We start from the raw sequence: 18245 nt of genomic DNA on the forward strand, positions 1-18245 counted from the left end.
CGAGGTCGCGTGTCGACGGTGCCGCGCCGGGTCGCGCCATGCGGCGCAGTGAGATGTGGGGCCCGCAGGCCGGATCCGTCCGGGACTCAGACGGAGCGGCGGCGGACGATGCCCTGGACGAGCACCACCAGCATCAGGACGAACGCAAGCGGCAGCAGTACCATTCCCGTCCAGGTGAACACCGGTGACACCGACGATCCGAGCAGTCCGACGATCACCACCAGGGTGAGGCAGGCCAGGCCGAGCAGTGCGATCACTGCGGCAGCCGTGCCGAGGACGGCACCCGGGGGTCTCTGCGTGTCTTCTGCCATCGGGCACCTCCTTCTTCCGCTGACCGTGGGCCCCCACCATGATAGCCCCGACTAGGATGGGGAGGATGCCCGAGTCGCCGTCCTTCGCCGCCTGGCTGCGCACCGCGCCGGAACCCTGGTTCCGGGCCTTCGCCGCATACCGCACCGATCTGCTCCGCACCGATGTGACCGACGTCGCCCGTCTGGCCGCGCTCGCGGCCTCGCAGGCGGCGGTCGCCCGAGGTCTGGAGTCCCTCGACGCGCCGGCCCTGCGCGTCGTCCACCGCGCTGCTGTGCTGGCCCGCATCGCCCCTGCCGTCGACCGCTCCGAGCTGCTCGCCGCGGCAGAGGACCCCGCTCCCGAGGCCGCCCTCACCTCCGCGATCACGGCCGGACTCCTGTGGCCGGCGACGGGTTCGGGCGACCCGGCCGCGGCCTCGGCGTACCGCGTCCAGCCGGAGGCCGGTGCGCTGCTGCCCGTCACCGCAGCCGCTCGCGCGACGCCCCAGCCGTGGCAGTCCGCAGCGGATCCGCGACCGCTGCGAACCGCCGCGGTGTCGGACGCGCTGCTGGAGAACGCGCAGGGTGCCGGCGTGGCCGGAGCCGTCTCCCGTGCCCTCACCGTCGTCGCCGAGTTCTCCGACCACGAGGTCTCGCAGCTGGTGAGCGGCGGCGTCGGCAAGCGCGATGCGCAGACCCTCGCCCGCGCCGCGGGAACGGACACCGCCCGCTTCGCGCTGCTCGTCGAGCTCGCCTCGTACCTGGGGTGGCTGTCCACGACGCGTGATCCCGCCGACCCGCAGTGGAGGCCCACGGCAGAGTTCGACACCGCAGCCGCCTCGCCGCGGGAGCAGGTGTGGACCGACCTCGTCACCGCGTGGCTCACGCATCCCGTCGACATCGCGCACGTGCTCGCGGGGACCACCCCTGCGGGCGAGCGCATCCACCTCCTGGGCCGCGATGAGCACGCGCGCACTGCGTTCGGGGGCTTCCCCTCCGCGCGTCCGCAGATCCTCACGCTGCGGCGGCTGGTGCTCGTCGCACTGCTGCGCGAAGGTGGGGGCCGCGCGCTGAGCGAGGAGGACGTCGTGGCCCTCCTGTCGTTCACCCACCCGCTGCTGGCCGCCGTGCGCACGGATGAGGTGGCGCAGGTGCTCGACGAGGCGGAGTCGTTCGGCCTCACCGCCTCGCCGCTGGGCCATCCGGACGCGCACGCGCTCACGCCGATCGGCCGGGTGCTCGCGGAGTGGATCGCGGCGGTCGACGATCCGTTCGACCTGCTCGGATCGAGTCCGGTGAATGCGCAGGAGCTGGCGAGCGGACCGCCGGCGGCCCTACGCGAGCAGATCGCGGCGCTGCTGCCCCCGCTGGAGACCGCGGTGACACTCCAGTCCGATCTGACCGGAGTGGCGTTCGGGCCGCTCGACCACACGGTCAGCCTGCGCCTCGAGCGGATCGCGGACGTGGACACCCGCGGGCAGGGCACCGTCTACCGGTTCACGGACGACTCGGTGACCCGCGCGCTGCGGACCGGCGAATCCGTCGAGTCGATCCTCGCCGTCCTGGAGGACGTCTCCGCGACCGAGGTCCCCACGACGCTCGAGCACCTCGTGCACGCGGCCGGCGCCCGGCTCCACAGGATCCGTGTGGCACGTGCGCGGTCGGTCGTCGTCGTGGACGACCCGACGGATCTGGACATCCTGCTCGATGACCCCGTCGCCTCCGCGATCGGGCTGCGCAGGCTCGCGCCCACGGTCGCGGTCGCGGATGCCTCCTCCGACCGGGTGAGCGCGCTGCTGGAGACCGAGGACCGTCCGATCCTCCGGATCGACCCCGACGCCGAGGACCCGGCCGGCACCCGCGCGCCCGTCCCCGCCCGTGCCGCGCCTCCCACGACGCGGACGACGCGCGTGCCGGCCGCGCGGATCGAGGCGCACATCAACGATCTCGCCGCTGCTCGAGCGCAGCCCCCGCGCACCAGCTCCCCGGCCAGGCGAGCGACCTCCCCCAGTGCGGCAGGGGCCTCGGCCGCGGGGCGCGGCACGACCGCAGGGTCGTCCGGCACCACCAGTACCACCAGCACCACCGGTGCAGCAGGGGCGGCAGGGGCCTCGGGCACTGCGGCGGGCGAGGGGGCGGGGAATACCGGCACCGGCACGGCCGTTGGGCAGGATGCTGCCGCGAGTGCGGACGGCGACCCGCAGACGGTGCTCGCGGAACTGGGCGAGGCCGCGGCGGTGTCGGCGCCGGTCGACGTGATCCTCACGACCACCGACGGGACCCAGCGGACTGTGCGCATGGTCCCGCAGTCTGTGAGCGGCGGACGCGTCCTGGGTCGCACGGACGCGGGGAAGGCTCTGCGGATATCGGTGGCGCGCATCGTGAGGGTGCGGCGCTCCGGCAGCAGGGACGACGAAGGGAGCACACGCGGATGACGATCGACGGGCACGGCGACGTGACGACGAGGGGACCCCTCATCGTGCAGTCCGACAGGACGGTCCTGCTCGAATCCGACCATCCGGACGCGGCAGAGGCCGCGATCGCGATCGCGCCCTTCGCCCAGCTGTCGAAGACCCCGGAGCACGTCCACACCTACGCCATCACGCCGCTGGGGCTGTGGAACGCGCGGGCGTCGGGGCACGACGCGGAATCCGTCGTCGACGTGCTGCTCGACTACGCGAAGCACCCCGTCCCGCACGAACTGCTGCTCGACATCGTCGACGTCATGGACCGGTGGGGCGTCCTCTCGCTCACCCGCTCCCCCGTCCACGGCCTGGTCCTCGAGACCACGGACACCGCCCTATTGGAGCACCTGCTGCAGCAGCCCGACCTCGCGGGGAAGGCCGGCGCGCGGATCGACGACTCGACCGTGGCGGTGCACCCGTCGGAGAGGGGCGAGCTCAAGCACGTCCTGCTCAAGCTGGGGCACCCCGTCGCAGACCGGGCGGGCTACGTCGACGGCGAGGCCCACGAGATCGCACTGGCGCACGAAGCGCATGTGGAGGCGGAGCAGGAGTCCACGTGGTCGCTGCGGCCGTATCAGCAGCGGGCGGTCGACACGTACCTCGCCGGTGAGTCCGGCGTCGTCGTCCTGCCCTGCGGCGCGGGGAAGACGATCGTCGGTGCGGCGGCGATGGCGAAGGTGTCGACGACGACCCTCATCCTCGTGACGAACTCCGTCGCCGCGAAGCAGTGGAAGGCGGAGCTGCTGCGGCGCACCTCCCTCACCGAGGACGAGATCGGCGAGTACTCCGGGACGACAAAGGAGATCCGCCCGGTGACGATCGCGACGTACCAGGTGCTCACGACCCGCAGGAAGGGCTCCTACCTGCATCTCGAGCTGCTGGATGCCCGCGACTGGGGCCTCGTGATCTACGACGAGGTCCACCTGCTGCCGGCACCCGTGTTCCGCCTGACGGCGAGCCTGCAGGCCCGGCGCCGGCTGGGGCTGACCGCGACGCTGGTGCGCGAGGACGGCCGCGAGGACGAGGTGTTCTCACTGATCGGGCCGAAGAGCTTCGAGCTGCCGTGGAAGGAGATCGAGCGCGACGGGTTCATCGCCTCCGCCAGCTGCCACGAGGTGCGGGTGCCGCTCGGTGCGGACATGCGCCGCGCATACGGCTCCGCGGAGGGCGAGGACCGGTACCGGCTGGCGGCGACCGCGGACACGAAGGTGCCGGTCGTCCGCGACCTGGTGGAGGGCCACCCCGATGCGCAGATCCTGGTCATCGGGCAGTACATCGATCAGCTCGAGGAGCTCGGTGAGGCGCTGGACGCACCCGTACTGACCGGCAAGACGCCGGAGAAGGAGCGCGAGGAGCTCTACGCCGGGTTCCGCGATGGCTCCGTGCGCGTGCTCGTCGTGTCCAAGGTCGCGAACTTCTCCGTCGATCTCCCGGAGGCATCGGTCGCCGTGCAGGTGTCCGGAGCCTTCGGATCGCGCCAGGAGGAGGCTCAGCGGCTGGGTCGGATCCTCCGGCCCAAGGCAGATTCCCAGGCGGCGACCTTCTACACGGTCGTCACCGCCGATACCGTCGATGAGCGGTTCGCGGAGCACCGGCGCCGGTTCCTCACCGAACAGGGCTACTCGTACACGATCGAGAACCGGTGAGTCGTGGGTCCCGCAGCGGAGGGTCCGGGTGGGACGGCGAGACCTGGTGGGACCGGGCGGCCTGACAGACTCCGGATCCTGTTCGCTCCGGAGACGTTCAACCTGGGTGAGACCTCACGAGCGGTCGAAGTCGCGGAGCAGGTCCGGCGCATGGGGCACGAGGTGCTGTTCATGGGCTATTCGGATCGCTTCGCCTCCTATATCCGCCGTGCGGGGTTCACGCTCAGGCTCCTGGATCCCGCGCTCAGCGAGGAGCAGGCTGATCAGCTGATCGCAGTCGACCAGGGCCGCAGTCTGCGCCATCCGTTCTCGACGGCGATGGTGCGGCGCAGGGTCGCGAGCGAGCTCGCGCTGATGCTGCGCTGGCGGCCGGACTGCGTGGTCATCGGCAGCACGCTGTCGCTGTTCATCTCCGCCCGGGCCGCCGCGGTGCCGCTCGTCTACGTGCGCCCGTATGCGATGAGCCGAGGACACCTCGCCCGCATGGAGACGTTCCCGGTATCGGACGGGAGCTCGTGGTGCGGGGAGCAGCTGGATAGGGCGGCTGGTCAACTGGTCCGGGCTGTGACCCCGCTGATCCGCTGGCAGCCCGCCTCCTTCCGGCGCGCTGCCGCTGAGCACCGTGTTGCGCTGCCCTCCCGCACGCTGGAGGCGATCGATGCTGATCTCAATCTCATCGCCTCCCTGTTCCCGCACCTGGACCGGCGGCCGCTGGCACCTCGCGAGCTCGCGGTCGGACCCATCTACGCCCAGCACGATGACGAACTGCCGGCCAGCGTGAGTGGACTCGCAGGTTCACCTCGACCGGTCGTCTACGTGGGGCTCGGATCGTCGGCTGGACGGCGGTTGGCCCTCGATGTGCTCCGGCAGCTGGCGGGGCTGGACATCGAGGTCGTCTCGAGTGCCGGAAGGTACCTCAGCGAGGCTGATCGCGCTGGTCTGCCCGCCACCGTGCAGGTCTTCGACTTCCTCCCGGCACACCGGCTGGCCGGACTCATCGATGCCTCGATCATCCACGGAGGTGAGGGAACGGTGCAGACGGCGTGCGCCTCGGGGGCGCCATTCGCCGGGATCGGGCTCCAGACCGAGCAGCGGTTCAACGTCGACGAATGCGCACGGTACGGCAATGCGGTGCGCTTCACCCCTGCCGACGTCCGGCACGGTCGACTCCCTGACGTGCTGTCGCGGCTTCTCACCGATGAAGGCATGCGGGCCGCAGCACGGCGCCTGCAGCCGGACGCCCAACCGGTCGGCGCGGAGAATGCCGCACGTGCCATCGTGGACGTCGCCGTGCAGTAGAGGCACAGCGTCGCCGTGCAGTAGGGGTGCAGCGTCGCCGTGCAGTAGGGGTGCAGCACCGCTGTGCGGTAGAGGTGCAGCATGGACGGCGCCCCGCCGTTGCAGGGGATCCGTCGACGGTCCCAGCGGTAGCCTCTCATCCGCCGGTCCGTCCGGATCGGGCCTCCGTGACGAACGGCGGAGAGCCCGTCTCGGAGAGTCCGTCGCCGTCACCGCGGGATGGTTACCGTGGGGTGGTTACCTCGGGGTGCTTACCGTGGGGGGGGATGGCGAGCGAGGAGAGGAGCCGCACGTGGACGGTGACGAGTTGCACGACATCGCGCGCGGGTATGCGCTGGAACTGCCGGGTGCCTGGGCCGGGTGGCCGTTCGGACCGAACCACGAGGTGATGAAGGTCCGCGAGAAGGTCTTCCTCATGCTCACGACCGTGCCGGCGTCCAGCAAAGGGTACGGCGTCGACGACACCCAGCGCGGTCAGCCCGTCATCACCCTCAAGGCGGAACCGGAGGACGGGGAGGCCCTGCAGAGGCAGCACCCCTCGGTCGCGCCCGGCTATCACTTGAACAAGCGCCACTGGGTCAGCGTGGCGACCGGCTCCTCGATCGACGCGGACCTCATCCGGGAACTCGTGACGGACTCCTACCGGCTCGTCGTCGAGTCCCTGCCACGGCATGCGCGACCGTTCGGCTGGGATGACCCGGACGTCTTGCGGTGAGTGGCGCGCCGCACGTGGACTCATCGCACGTCGACTCGCCGCTCGAGCACCACACGACCATCTGACGCCGACTCGCTCCATACGACCATCTGACGCCTCGAACACCCGCCGCCGGCCGGAGCCGATCCTCGGACTCGCCACTTCCGTGTTCGAGACGCCGTGTCCTAGCGCGGCGTCTGGAGCACGCGAGCGGCGATTCGGCGTCTGCGGAGTCAGCGGTGTGCGACGGATCGCGTCAGTCCGCTGTGCGGCTGTCCGGCACCTCGACGATCGACAGTGGTCCCGTCGCGGGGTCGGACAGCAGCACCGCTCGCCGCTGGATCCGGCGTTCCTGCCGCACCTCGCCCCACTTGATGAAGACGACGCCTACGACGATGCCGATCCCGCCGTACATCTGGATCACCGACGGCAGCTCCGCGACGACCAACCACGCGACGATGACGGAGAAGGGCACCTCGGTGAGATTCACGAACGACCCGACGGTCGCGCCGACCATCCGCAGGCCGAGGATCCCGCAGACGTAGGCGCCCACCGTCGTGAAGACGATGATGAGGATCGGGACGACCCAGCTGAACGGCGACGCCCCCAGCGTCACCTCCGCCGTGGAGAAGTCCGCCGAGAGGACCCCTAGCAGCACGAGACCTGCGACCACGAGAGTGCCGACGAGCATCCCCAGACCGGTGAGCGCGACGGGTGGGACGTCCACCTCGACCTTCGCGGACACCATGAAATAGCTTGCCAGGCACACGGCCGCGCCCAGCGCGAACACGATTCCCGCCAGGGACAGCTCCGAGCCGCCCGGGTCCAGGACGAGCACCAGCCCGACGAGTGACACCGCCATCCCGATGAAGGTGACGGTCGCGGGACGTATCCGCGTCGTCGCCCACAGCCAGAACACGATGAGGAGGGGCGCAGTCATCTCGAGCAGCAGTGCGACCGCCACCGCCAGGTGCTCGACCGCGAGGAAGTACAGCAGCTGGACTCCCGCCATCGACACCACGCCGTACGAGACGACGGTCCGCCACCCCCGCACCACCTCGCGCCACCGACCGCGCAGACTGATGATCGTCGGGATCAGGAGCACCAGCGCACACCCCAGCAGGCGCAGCAGGACGACCGCGCCGGGGGACCAGCCGGACGCGTACATCGCCTTCGCGTACGGACCGGACGCGGCGAAGAAGAACGCGGACAGGAGCACGAGCCCGAAGCCCACAGCAGTGCGGTTCACGGCGAAGTCCTCCTCGGGAGCCCTGCGGCGATGCGCGCACATCGCACGACACACGTCGAACGGTCAGTGCACCCACATCGAACACGAGCCGACCGTCATGAGTCAAATGCGTGACGGTCCTGACTTCGCGCGCATTCTGTGCCACCATCGTCGGCATGCCCCTCTCCGTCCACACGCAGTCGATCCTGCGACTGATCGCCGCACTCGCGAACTCCGCCCTGGACCGCGAGACGCTCGTGACGCAGGCGGACGTCCGCGACTTCGCGCTGACCCACGGCTTCTCTCCCCCGGTCCGCGTCACCGCCGATGACGCCTCCGGGTTGCACGCCCTGCGTGAGCGCCTCCGCGCCGCCTTCGCTGCGGAGGCCCCAGCCGCCGAAGCGACAGGGACCGCAGAGATCGATGAAGCGACCGACGCGCATAAGGCGACCGACGCGCACGAGGCCGCCGCCAGCGCCACCGTCGCCCGCGCCGCGGATCTGGCGAACGCCCTCTTCCAGGAGACGAACACGCTGCCGCAGCTGCAGCGCCATGACGGGTGGGGCTGGCACCTCCACGCCGTGCCGAACGAAGCGGGGATCGCAGTCCGCACCGCCGCGGACATCGCGATCGCCCTGGCGGACGCCGTGATCGACGGGGAGGTCTCCCGCATCGGCCGCTGCGCCGCCGACGACTGCAGCGCCCTCTTCGTGGACCTGTCGCGCAATCGGTCCAAGCGGTTCTGCGATCGCGGCAACTGCGCGAACCGCACCCACGTCGCCGCGTACCGCGCGCGCCTCACGTCGTAGCGGGTGCAGCTATAGGTGCAGCTATAGCGGACGCCGCCCCAGCACGACGAGCACTCTGCGTCGGCAGGCCGACCGTCACGCCCTCCGACCACGACGCCCTCCGATCGTTACGCTGGACCCATGTCACTCCTGGGATTCGCAGCGCTGCCGGCCCTTCTCACCCTCGCCGGAGCGGTGCTCGCTCTGACGATCAGTCCGTGGTGGTGGATCCTCGCCGCCGTCGGCGCAGCGCTCCTCATCGTCGCGATCATCGACTACGCCCAGCCGAAGAACTCGATCCTGCGGAACTTCCCGCTCCTGGGGCACGGCCGCTTCATGCTCGAAGAGGTGAGGCCGATGATCCAGCAGTACTTCATCGAGCGGAACTGGGACGGCAAGCCCTTCGACCGCGATGCGCGCGCCCTCATCTACGACCGGGCAGAGGGCAGAGCATCGGTCAAGAGCTTCGGCACGGAGCTCGAGGTCCGCCAGCCGGGGTACGAGTACCTCACCCACGCCACCCTCCCCGCGCCCCCGGCCGCCCAGGAGCACCGCGTGACGATCGGCGGCCCCCAGTGCGCACAGCCCTACGACGCCAGCCTCCTCAACATCTCCGCGATGAGCTACGGCTCGCTGTCCGTGAATGCAGTCCGCGCAATGAGCGCCGGAGCCGCGAAGGGAGGCTTCCTCCACGAGACCGGGGAGGGCGGACTCACCTCCTACCACCTGGACAGCGGAGCCGACCTCCTCTGGGAGTTCGGCAGCGGCTACTTCGGATGCCGCACCCGCGAAGGCGACTTCGATCCGGACGCGTTCCGTGAGAAGGCCCTGCACCCGCACGTGAAGATGATCAACGTGAAGCTGTCGCAGGGAGCCAAGCCCGGCCTCGGCGGCGTCCTCCCGGCGCCCAAGGTGACGGAGGAGATCGCGCAGATCCGCGGAGTCCCCGCCTTCCAGGACTGCATCTCTCCCCCGGGACACACGGCCTTCTCCACACCGCGCGAGCTCATGCAGTTCATCGGCCGACTGCGCGAGCTGTCCGACGGGAAGCCCGTCGGCTTCAAGCTCTGCGTCGGCACACGGATCGATGTCCTCGCCATGTGCAAGGCGATGATCGACACCGGCATCCGCCCGGACTTCATCATCGTCGACGGATCGGAGGGCGGCACCGGCGCCGCCCCGCTCGAGTACCAGGACCACATGGGCACGCCGCTGATCGAAGGGCTCCACATCCTGCACAACGCGCTGGTGGGCGCAGGACTGCGCGAAGAGATCAGGATCGGCGCGGCCGGCAAGATCAGCAGCGGGCACGATGTGGTCCGCCGGCTCATCCAGGGCGCCGACTTCACCATGTCGGCCCGCGCGATGATGATGGCCGTCGGCTGCATCCAGGCGCAGAAGTGCCACACCGATCGCTGCCCCACCGGCGTCGCGACGCAGAATCCCCGCTACTACCGCGGCCTCGACCCGGCCACCAAGGGCGAGCGCGTCTTCCGCTACCACCAGGCGGCCGTCAAGGAGGTCGCACAGATGATCGCGACGCTCGGCGCCCGCGGACCGCAGGAGCTCTCGCCCACGATGCTCCGGCGACGCATCTCACAGACCGAGGTCGTCTCCTACGCATCCCTCTACAACTGGCTCGCGCCCGACGAGCTCCTCAACGCCCCGCCGCGGGGCTGGGCCGGCGACTGGGAGCGTGCGGACGCCGACCGCTTCGGCGCCATCCCGGAACCCATCACGCCCTCCGGGAGAATGTGACGAGGCGCACACTCACGTCCAGCCTTGATCCAGGAGACTCCCAGACTCGAACGTCACACTGGATACCATGAAAAGCCCCCAGCAGAACACCCCCGCAGAGGTCGAGGCAACACTCCTTGTCGTCGACGACGAACCCAACATCCGCGAGCTCCTGTCCACGAGCCTCCGCTTCGCGGGCTTCGACGTGCTGTCCGCCGCGAACGGGACCGATGCCCTGCGCATCGCGGAGCAGAAGGAGCCGGACCTGCTGGTCCTCGACGTCATGCTCCCCGACATGGACGGATTCGCCGTGACGCGCCGCCTCCGCCAGGCCGGCAAGCACATCCCCGTCGTGTTCCTCACTGCCCGCGACGACACCTCCGACAAGATCACCGGACTCACGGTGGGCGGCGATGACTACGTCACGAAGCCGTTCAGCCTCGAAGAGGTCGTCGCCCGCATCCGCGCCGTCCTCCGCCGCACCCACAGTGCAGAGGACGAGGAGACGGCGGTCATCGAGGTCAGCGAACTCGAGCTCGACGACGACACGCACGAAGTGCGCCGCGGCGGCATCCTGATCGACCTGTCCCCCACGGAGTTCAAGCTGCTCCGCTACCTCATGCTCAACGCAAACCGCGTGCTGTCGAAGTCGCAGATCCTCGACCACGTGTGGGAGTATGACTTCGGCGGCGACACAGGCATCGTCGAGTCCTACATCTCGTACCTGCGCCGCAAGATCGACGTCGCCCCCACATCGGACGAGGCGGGCAACCCCATCGATGTCGACTGGACCCCGATGATCCAGACCAAGCGCGGCGTCGGCTACATGCTGCGCACCCCGGACTCCAAGTGATCACTGCTCTCCGCGAGCACCCGTGCACGTGACCCGACACACCAAGCGCCGCCGTCGCGTGATCTGGGAGGAGTGGTCGCTCACCGCGAAGCTCCTCACGATCATGATGACGCTCATGCTCGTCGTGCTGTCCGGCACGAGTGCGTGGGTGCTGGAGAACCTCCGGTCCAGCCTCATCGAGCGCACTGACGCCCAGCTCATCCAGGCATCGGAGGCACTCGCGATCCAGGCGGCGGAGACCGTCCTCGCACCCTCTCCGCTGGCCAGCTCCGAGGACCGGTCCCCCACGGAGGACTCGCTGCGACAGCTGCTGCCCGGAACGTACTACGTGCAGTTCTACGACAGCGAGGGCAGCGAGGTCTACAGCCCCGTCGCCCCGCTCGACGGGAACGAGCCGCAGCTGCCCGTCATCGACAAGCAGACCGTCACGACGATGCAGGGCGCACCCTTCACCACCGACGGCTCGCAGTCCCAGTGGCGCGTCCGCGCGCTGCGCGTGGAGAACTCGCAGCTGCTCGTGGCGATCGCGGTCCCGTTCGACCAGGACATCGATGCGGTGGGCGAGCGCGCCCGCAACACCGTGCTGGGGATCGGCATGCTCGCCCTCGCCCTGGTCGCCGGCGTGGGCTACTTCGCGATCACGAACACCTTCCGTCCGCTGCACGACATCGAGAACACGGCGTCGAAGATCGCAGCCGGCGACCTCTCCCAGCGGGTGTCGACGTACCCGTCGAACACGGAGCTCGGCAGGCTGTCCGCCGCTCTCAACACGATGCTCGGCCACATCGAGGACTCCTTCGACGGCCGCAAGCAGTCGGAGAAGCGCATCCGGCAGTTCGTGTCCGACGCCTCCCACGAGCTGCGCACCCCGCTCGTGACCATCCGCGGGTACGCAGAGCTGTACCGGCAGGGGGCGCTCACGGACCCGGATCAGATCGGTCAGGCGATGGGGCGCATGGAGTCGGAGGCGAAGCGGATGACCGTGCTCGTCGAGGACCTCGTGCAGCTGGCACGGCTGGACGAGCGCCGTCCCACGGAGATCGGCCCGGTCGACATGACGCGGCTGGTCCGCGACGGTGCCGCGGACGCACTCGCCCAGGCCCCGGACCGCGACATCAGCTTCATCGGTCTGGACGGGGAGGACGCCCAGCAGACACCGATGATCCTGGGATCCGAAGCACGTCTGCGGCAGGTCATCGTGAACCTCGCAGGCAACGCCGTGAGGCACACGACGGAGGGCACCGAGATCGAATTCGCCGTGGGCGTCGTCGATGTCCCGCACCAGCAGCAGGCTCCGCAGGCACCGGCGGAGGCACGGCGCCCGGAGGCACGGAAGCGGGGGCTTCCCGTCCCGAACTTCCTGCGCCTCCCCACATCGTGGGGGCAGAAGCCCCCCGCCGAGGCCCCCTCCCCCGACGCCGCGGCCTCCTCCCAGCAGGACACGCCACCGTCCGCGCAGTCCGCGGGTCCGTCACCGACGGGGCCCCACGGCACCACCGCCTCGGCGTCGGTGCCGTCCGGCGACGCACCGTCGCAGGCGATCCCGACCAGCGGCGTCACGCATTCGAACCCCTTCGTCACCGGACCGCTGGAACTGGGCGAGGACCTGTCCGGCTTCCCCTACGGACGCGTCAGATTCGAACTGCGCGACCACGGCGAGGGCATCGCCCCCGACCAGGTCTCACGGATCTTCGAGCGGTTCTACCGGCTCGACTCCTCCCGCGGACGGGACACGGGCGGGTCCGGTCTGGGGCTGTCGATCGTCAAGGCGATCGTCGACTCCCACTCCGGTGCGATCTCCGTCCACCCCACCCCCGGCGGCGGCGCGACGTTCCGCGTCGACATGCCGGTGCCCGGCCCTGATTCGGTCCGCCGACAGGCCAGCCGGGCCACATCTCAGGCCACACCCCGAAAGGACATCCCATGAGTCAGCCCACGGATCCCACGCGCCCCTCCGTCCCGCGCGATCCGGGTGCGCCGACCCCTCCGCCGGGTCGGCGGGTGAGCGACTCGCGGCACACGTTCCCGGCGGACGCCCCGGCACCGCCGTCGGCACCCCCGCCGTCCGCGTCCTCGGACCGGCCGGCGCATCCGGGACAGTCGGTACACGCCCCGGACGGGCAGACCTCGCCGCTCGTCCCGCAGATCGGCTCGCCCGACGACGGAGGGTCCGGTGGCAGCGCACAGAACCCGTACGGCGCGGCAGGTGCACGCTACTCCTCGCAGACTCCTCCCCCGGCCGCCGGACTGGCGACCGGAGCGATCCCTCGCGTGAACCCTGCACAGGGACCCGGACAGAGCAGTGATCACGGCAGTGGACTGCACAGTGGTCACAGCAGCGCCGCTGACGGTCGCATGGGACCCGGACACTCTGGACCCGGACACCCAGAACCCGGCCACTCAGGACCCGGTCACACGGGGCACGATGGGTCCGCTCCGGTCACGGGTCCGGTCCCCCACGCCGGTCCCGCGGCACCCGCCGGCGGACAGCCCGCCGGAGCACAGCCCACCACAGGCGGCGAGGGCCAGACCGCGGCCTTCGCAGGGGCCCCCGCTCACCACTCCGGCCAGATGCCTCCGGGCGGACCTCCCCCGTCTGCACAGAGGCCCCGCCGCCGAGGTCCCGGCTGGGGCGCGCTCATCGCCGCCGCCGTCGCTGCGGCGATCGTCGGCGGGGCGCTGGGCGGAGGGGGCGCATGGCTCCTGTCCGGTGACGCCTCCCCGGTCGCGTCCCAGCCGTCCCAGGACTCGCCGGGGCAGTCGGACCGCTCGATCAGCCAGTCGACGGAGACGCCGGACTGGGCGCAGATCGCAGACCAGACCACCCCCGGCGTCGCCGCGATCCAGGTGGGCGTGGACGGCGAGGTCTCCGGCCTCGGCTCCGGTTTCGTCTACGACGACCAGGGCCACGTCATCACGAACAACCACGTCGTGGCCCCCGCAGACACCGAGGGCGGCGAAGTGCAGGTCGTCATGACCGACGGTTCGATGATCCCCGCCGCCCTCGTGGGGCGTGACGCGGAGACGGACGTCGCAGTCCTGAAGCTCGAGACCGTCCCGGAGGACCTCACCCCCCTGCCCATCGGATCGTCCGAAGACATGTTCGTGGGCGACCCGGTCATGGCCCTCGGCAACCCGCTGGGACTCGCCGACAGCGTGACGACGGGGATCGTGTCGGCACTGGACCGCCCCGTGTCGACGCAGAACATCGGCGATGTGAGCGAGCAGGAGGTCGAGATGACGATCACCAACGCCATCCAGACCGATGCCGCCATCAACCCGGGCAACTCCGGCGGTCCGCTGGTCAACGGCAACGGGGAGGTCATCGGCGTCAACTCCTCCGCCGCCACCCTGTCGGACCCGTCCTCCAGCGAGGCCCAGAGCGGTTCGATCGGCATCGGTTTCGCGATCACCGTCGAGCAGGCCACGTACATCGCCGACCAGCTGATCCAGACCGGTGAGGCGAAGCATCCGTTCCTCGGCGTGACGATGGTGAACTCGACCGTCGACGCCCAGGGCGTCTCCCGCGGGTCCGCCCGGGTCGAATCCGTCAACGACGGGACCCCCGCCGCCGCTGCGGGGTTCGAGGAGGGCGACGAGATCATCGCGATGGGCGACAAGCCGGTGAACAACGGCGTGGCCCTGCAGGCGCTGGTCCGGTCGACCGCGCCCGGTGAGCCCGTCGACTTCACCGTCATCCGCGATGGCCAGGAGCAGACGCTGCAGGCGACTCTCGAAGCTCGATGAGGCGCCGGCCGGCCGGCAGTGCGTCACAGCGGTGACCGCGCGCGGTCGGACACGCGCACACTCCTCCTGTGGACGAGCACGCGCCGTCCACAGGCGGCCACCGGCGGTTCCGCACCGGTCGCCGGTCTCCGAGCATGGGTCCCACGGCGATCGTCGCCGCGGATCCTCCCGGTCCTGCTGATGCGGCATGCAGGGCCGGGAGGGTTCCTGTCCTCGAGGAGGCCCCATGTCCCTGTTCCACGTCGACTCCGACCGAGTGCTCGCCACCGCGTCATCCGCCCAGACCAGATCCGATGAGATCGCCACGAGCGTCGATGCGCTCATGCACGACCTCGCATCGCTCGCTGACACGTGGCAGGGCACCGCGGCGTCGAGCTTCCAGTCGGCGGCCGAGGAGTGGCGGAGCGTGCAGACGAGCGTCCACGACTCACTCCGCTCCATCAACGAAGCGCTCAGGATGGCCGGTCAGCAGTATCAGGAGGTCGAAGCGGCGAACACGCGGATGTTCTCACCCTGAGTGATGGACCGGCCACAGAAATTGCCAGGCACACCGACTAGTGTGGGGGACAAGCTGCACACGCGCTTGCACGCGGCTCCTCCGTCGCGGAGTTGCGAGACGTCAGAACGGAGACCCCACGCACATGAGCATCTTCCAGCGCATCAAGACAATATTCGGCGCGAAGACGGACAAGGCCCTCGACCGGATGGAGGACCCGAACGAGACCCTGGACTATTCGTACAAGAAGCAGCTCGAACTCCTCCAGAAGGTACGCCGCGGTGTCGCGGACGTCGCAACGAGCCGCAAGCGGCTCGAACTGCAGATGGGCCAGCTGGAGCAGCAGCAGGGCAAGCTGCAGGGCCAGGCCCAGAAGGCGATGGAGGTCAACCGCGAGGATCTCGCGCGCGAAGCCCTGAGCCGCCGATCGGGCCTCACGCAGCAGATCAACGATCTGCAGGCACAGCACCAGAACCTCGTGCAGGAGGAGCAGAAGCTCACCACGGCCTCCCAGCGCCTGCAGGCGAAGGTCGACTCGTTCCGGACCCGCAAGGAGACCCTCAAGGCGACGTACAACGCCGCAGAGGCCCAGACGAAGATCGGCGAGGCCTTCAGCGGCATCTCCGAGGAGTTCGGCGACGTGGGCATGGCGATCCAGCGGGCCGAGGACAAGACCGCCAGCCTGCAGGCACGTGCGGGTGCGGTGGACGAGCTCCTCGCGTCCGGCGCACTGGACGACCTGTCCGGCACCCCCCGGGACGACATCGGCTCACAGCTGGATGCCCTGTCATCCGACCAGGACGTCGAGATCGAGCTGCAGCGGATGCGCGAGGCGCTCCCCGGCGGCTCCGCAGGCGGCCCGCGCGCCGCGCTGGAAGCGGAGGACGCTGATGTCACCGACGCAGGCGAGCAGACCGGACAGGGAGGTGCACAGGCATGATCATCCGCATCATGGGAGAAGGCCAGTTCGATCTGTCCGACGTCGAGCAGACTGCCCTGCAGAGCTTCGACGACGAAGTGGAGCGAGCCGTCGACGTGGGCGATGAGTCCACTGTGCGCGACGCACTGCACCGACTGCACGACTTCATCACCTCGAAGGGGGCGCGGGTGGCCGACGACTACCTGGGCACCTCCGACATCCTGGTGCCCGGCGAGGACGCGACGCTCGCAGAGATACGAGAGATGCTCAGCGGCGAGGGCTTCATCCCCAACGGGGTCTGACGGATGCTGGGCCGGGCTCTTCGGAGCCCGGCCCAGCTGTCTCCGTCCGCTGACCGCACCGCATACGACAGACTCACCGGCACACGCGAAAGGAGCCGCTGATGGCGCGCACGCGCTTCACGAAGGACGCGGGGCTGTCTGCCCGCATGGGCCTCACGATGTTCTTGAACGGGCTCATCTACGTGGTCCTCATCGCCGCCATCTGGTGGATCCTCGGCGGCAGCACCGGCGGCGTCGTCATCGCAGTCCTCCTGTCCGTCGGCATCTTCTGGTTCCAGTGGTACTTCTCCGACAAGGTCGCGATCAAGGCGATGGGCGCACGCGTCGTCAGCCCGCAGCAGGCCCCGGAGCTGCACAGCCTGGTCGACCGGCTCTGCCAGCAGGCTGACATGCCGAAGCCCCAGGTGGCGTTCGCCGACACCCGGGTCCCCAACGCGTTCGCGACGGGGCGCTCCCCCGAGCACTCCGTCATCGCCGTCACCCGCGGTCTGCTCGACGAGCTGGAGCCCAAGGAGGTCGAGGCGGTGCTCGCGCACGAGCTCTCCCACGTCGCGCACCGCGACGTGACCGTCATGACCGTCGCAGGAGTGACCGGCATCGTCGCGAGCCTCATGATGCGGTCGTTCCTCTTCGCCCGCGGCGGCCGCAACAACAACGGCGTGCCGATCCAGCTGCTCCTCATGCTCGTCGGAGTCGTCGTCTACGCGCTCAGCTTCCTGCTCATCCGCGTCCTGTCGCGCTACCGGGAACTCGCCGCCGACCGCGCCGCCGCGCTGCTGACCGGCAGCCCGTCGACGCTGGCCTCCGCGCTCGTGAAGATCAGCGGCCAGACGCAGAAGATGCCGCAGCAGGACCTCCGGCAGACCGCCGGTGCATCCCACCTGGCGTTCTTCAACGTCGGCAGCCTGTTCTCCACGCACCCCAGCCTGGAGAAGCGCCTCGCCCAGCTCGACAAGATCAGCAACCAGCTCTCCACCGAGCTCTGACGACTGCGGGCCGTGGCGACACCGCGTCAGCTCACGCCTGCTCGTCCTCCGCTCGTCCCGCCGTCCTCGACACGAAAGCCACAGCGATGGGATTCTTCGACGCACTCTTCGGCCGCACCAAGCCGAAGGAACCGAACCTCGACGACCTCTTCGCCGTGCCGTCCGCGGCACTCACGCTCGAAGCCCGATCCGGGATCACTCCGACCGGGGTGGGGGCCGTGGCGTTCCGTGAGGTCGAAGGCGGTGCGTTCGACCGCGCGGAGCAGGAGGCGCGGGCTCTCATCTCCGCCGATCCCAACACGGACGTCACGCAGGTGAACGACGGCTACGGATACACGTGGCAGGTCGTCGAGCAGCAGGCGGCGAGCACCTCGGACCTCGTGACCAGCCTCCACGCGGTGAACGCCGCGCTCGAAGCCCAGGGGTTCGGCCCGATGCTGCTGTGCTCGAACGTGTACTTCCGGGCACCCGACGGGCGCACGATCGCGGTGGTGTACCTCTACAAGCGCGGGACGTTCTACCCGTTCGTCCAGCGCGCGAAGCACCAGCGCGACAGCGCCTTCGCGATCCAGCTGCGCGGTGTGCTCGACGAGGACCTCCCGGTCGAGGAGGACATGACGAAGTGGTCACCGCTGTGGGACGCCCCTGGCATGGACCGCTGAGGCCCGTTCTCCGCTTCCGCTTCCGGGCAGCTGTCCCTCACCTGCGGACCGCCGTTGTCTCCTCCGGGTAGTCGGCCTCTCCTCCGGAAAGTCGACCGGTCTGTGCGATAGCCTGGCCGCGAACGACCTCTCG

The 18245-nt window shown here is 69.8% G+C and carries 16 protein-coding genes; 14 read left to right on the plus strand and 2 right to left on the minus strand.

Annotated elements, in window-relative coordinates; genetic code table 11:
- Positions 1 to 86: 86 nt before the first annotated feature.
- Positions 87 to 311, minus strand: coding sequence for a hypothetical protein (locus FM105_RS12570; protein WP_087008773.1), 225 nt, complete (start codon positions 309 to 311; stop codon positions 87 to 89).
- A 65-nt stretch (positions 312 to 376) separates the two neighbouring features.
- Between FM105_RS12570 and FM105_RS12575 the strand changes: the two genes are divergently transcribed.
- From FM105_RS12575 to FM105_RS14955, 4 genes are all read left to right on the plus strand, one after another.
- On the plus strand, positions 377 to 2725 hold the full coding sequence (locus tag FM105_RS12575) for a helicase-associated domain-containing protein (RefSeq protein WP_143275889.1): 2349 nt from the start codon (positions 377 to 379) through the stop codon (positions 2723 to 2725).
- Positions 2722 to 4401, plus strand: coding sequence for a DNA repair helicase XPB (locus FM105_RS12580; RefSeq protein WP_087008777.1), 1680 nt, complete (start codon positions 2722 to 2724; stop codon positions 4399 to 4401). Before FM105_RS12575 ends, FM105_RS12580 begins: the two co-directional genes overlap by 4 nt.
- Before the next feature lie 150 nt (positions 4402 to 4551).
- Positions 4552 to 5700: a glycosyltransferase gene (locus tag FM105_RS12585; protein ID WP_218777958.1), complete on the plus strand. Its 1149-nt coding sequence runs from the start codon at positions 4552 to 4554 to the stop codon at positions 5698 to 5700.
- Positions 5701 to 5992: 292 nt separating this feature from the next.
- Entirely contained in the window at positions 5993 to 6415 is a 423-nt protein-coding gene (locus FM105_RS14955) for an MmcQ/YjbR family DNA-binding protein (RefSeq protein WP_256970390.1), read from the plus strand.
- A gap of 235 nt (positions 6416 to 6650) precedes the next feature.
- On the opposite strand, the gene FM105_RS12595 is transcribed toward FM105_RS14955, so the two are convergent.
- Positions 6651 to 7643: an EamA family transporter gene (locus FM105_RS12595; RefSeq protein WP_256970391.1), complete on the minus strand. Its 993-nt coding sequence runs from the start codon at positions 7641 to 7643 to the stop codon at positions 6651 to 6653.
- 155 nt (positions 7644 to 7798) lie between these two features.
- Here FM105_RS12595 and FM105_RS12600 point away from each other — a divergent pair, with 155 nt between their 5' ends.
- The 10 genes from FM105_RS12600 (at position 7799) to pspAB (ending at position 18112) form a co-directional block, all read left to right on the plus strand.
- The gene (locus FM105_RS12600; RefSeq protein ID WP_087009214.1) at positions 7799 to 8431 is read left to right on the plus strand and encodes a CGNR zinc finger domain-containing protein; all 633 of its coding nucleotides are present in this window, start codon (positions 7799 to 7801) and stop codon (positions 8429 to 8431) included.
- A gap of 120 nt (positions 8432 to 8551) precedes the next feature.
- Positions 8552 to 10168, plus strand: a complete 1617-nt coding sequence (locus FM105_RS12605; protein WP_087008784.1) for an FMN-binding glutamate synthase family protein — start codon at positions 8552 to 8554, stop codon at positions 10166 to 10168.
- Between the two features lie 67 nt (positions 10169 to 10235).
- Positions 10236 to 11000: a response regulator transcription factor gene (locus tag FM105_RS12610; RefSeq protein ID WP_087008785.1), complete on the plus strand. Its 765-nt coding sequence runs from the start codon at positions 10236 to 10238 to the stop codon at positions 10998 to 11000.
- Positions 11001 to 11028: 28 nt separating this feature from the next.
- Complete coding sequence (locus FM105_RS12615) at positions 11029 to 12927, plus strand: sensor histidine kinase (protein WP_087009215.1); 1899 nt, start codon at positions 11029 to 11031, stop codon at positions 12925 to 12927.
- On the plus strand, positions 12924 to 14747 hold the full coding sequence (locus FM105_RS12620) for a trypsin-like peptidase domain-containing protein (RefSeq protein ID WP_087008787.1): 1824 nt from the start codon (positions 12924 to 12926) through the stop codon (positions 14745 to 14747). Before FM105_RS12615 ends, FM105_RS12620 begins: the two co-directional genes overlap by 4 nt.
- A gap of 226 nt (positions 14748 to 14973) precedes the next feature.
- A complete protein-coding gene (locus tag FM105_RS12625; RefSeq protein ID WP_087008789.1) occupies positions 14974 to 15264 on the plus strand; it encodes a WXG100 family type VII secretion target in 291 nt (96 codons plus the stop codon).
- A 124-nt stretch (positions 15265 to 15388) separates the two neighbouring features.
- Positions 15389 to 16183 carry a PspA/IM30 family protein gene (locus FM105_RS12630; protein WP_087008791.1) on the plus strand — a complete coding sequence of 265 codons (795 nt, stop codon included), beginning with the start codon at positions 15389 to 15391 and terminating at the stop codon, positions 16181 to 16183.
- The gene (gene pspAA, locus FM105_RS12635) at positions 16180 to 16464 is read left to right on the plus strand and encodes a PspA-associated protein PspAA (protein ID WP_087008793.1); all 285 of its coding nucleotides are present in this window, start codon (positions 16180 to 16182) and stop codon (positions 16462 to 16464) included. The genes FM105_RS12630 and pspAA overlap by 4 nt, the downstream gene beginning before the upstream one ends.
- Positions 16465 to 16565: 101 nt before the next feature.
- A complete protein-coding gene (htpX, locus tag FM105_RS12640) occupies positions 16566 to 17450 on the plus strand; it encodes a zinc metalloprotease HtpX (RefSeq protein WP_087008795.1) in 885 nt (294 codons plus the stop codon).
- Between the two features lie 86 nt (positions 17451 to 17536).
- A complete protein-coding gene (gene pspAB, locus FM105_RS12645; RefSeq protein WP_087008797.1) occupies positions 17537 to 18112 on the plus strand; it encodes a PspA-associated protein PspAB in 576 nt (191 codons plus the stop codon).
- Positions 18113 to 18245 lie beyond the last annotated feature (133 nt).

Origin of the sequence: Brevibacterium yomogidense (genome assembly GCF_900163715.1) — a bacterium.
Taxonomy (GTDB): domain Bacteria; phylum Actinomycetota; class Actinomycetes; order Actinomycetales; family Brevibacteriaceae; genus Brevibacterium; species Brevibacterium yomogidense_A.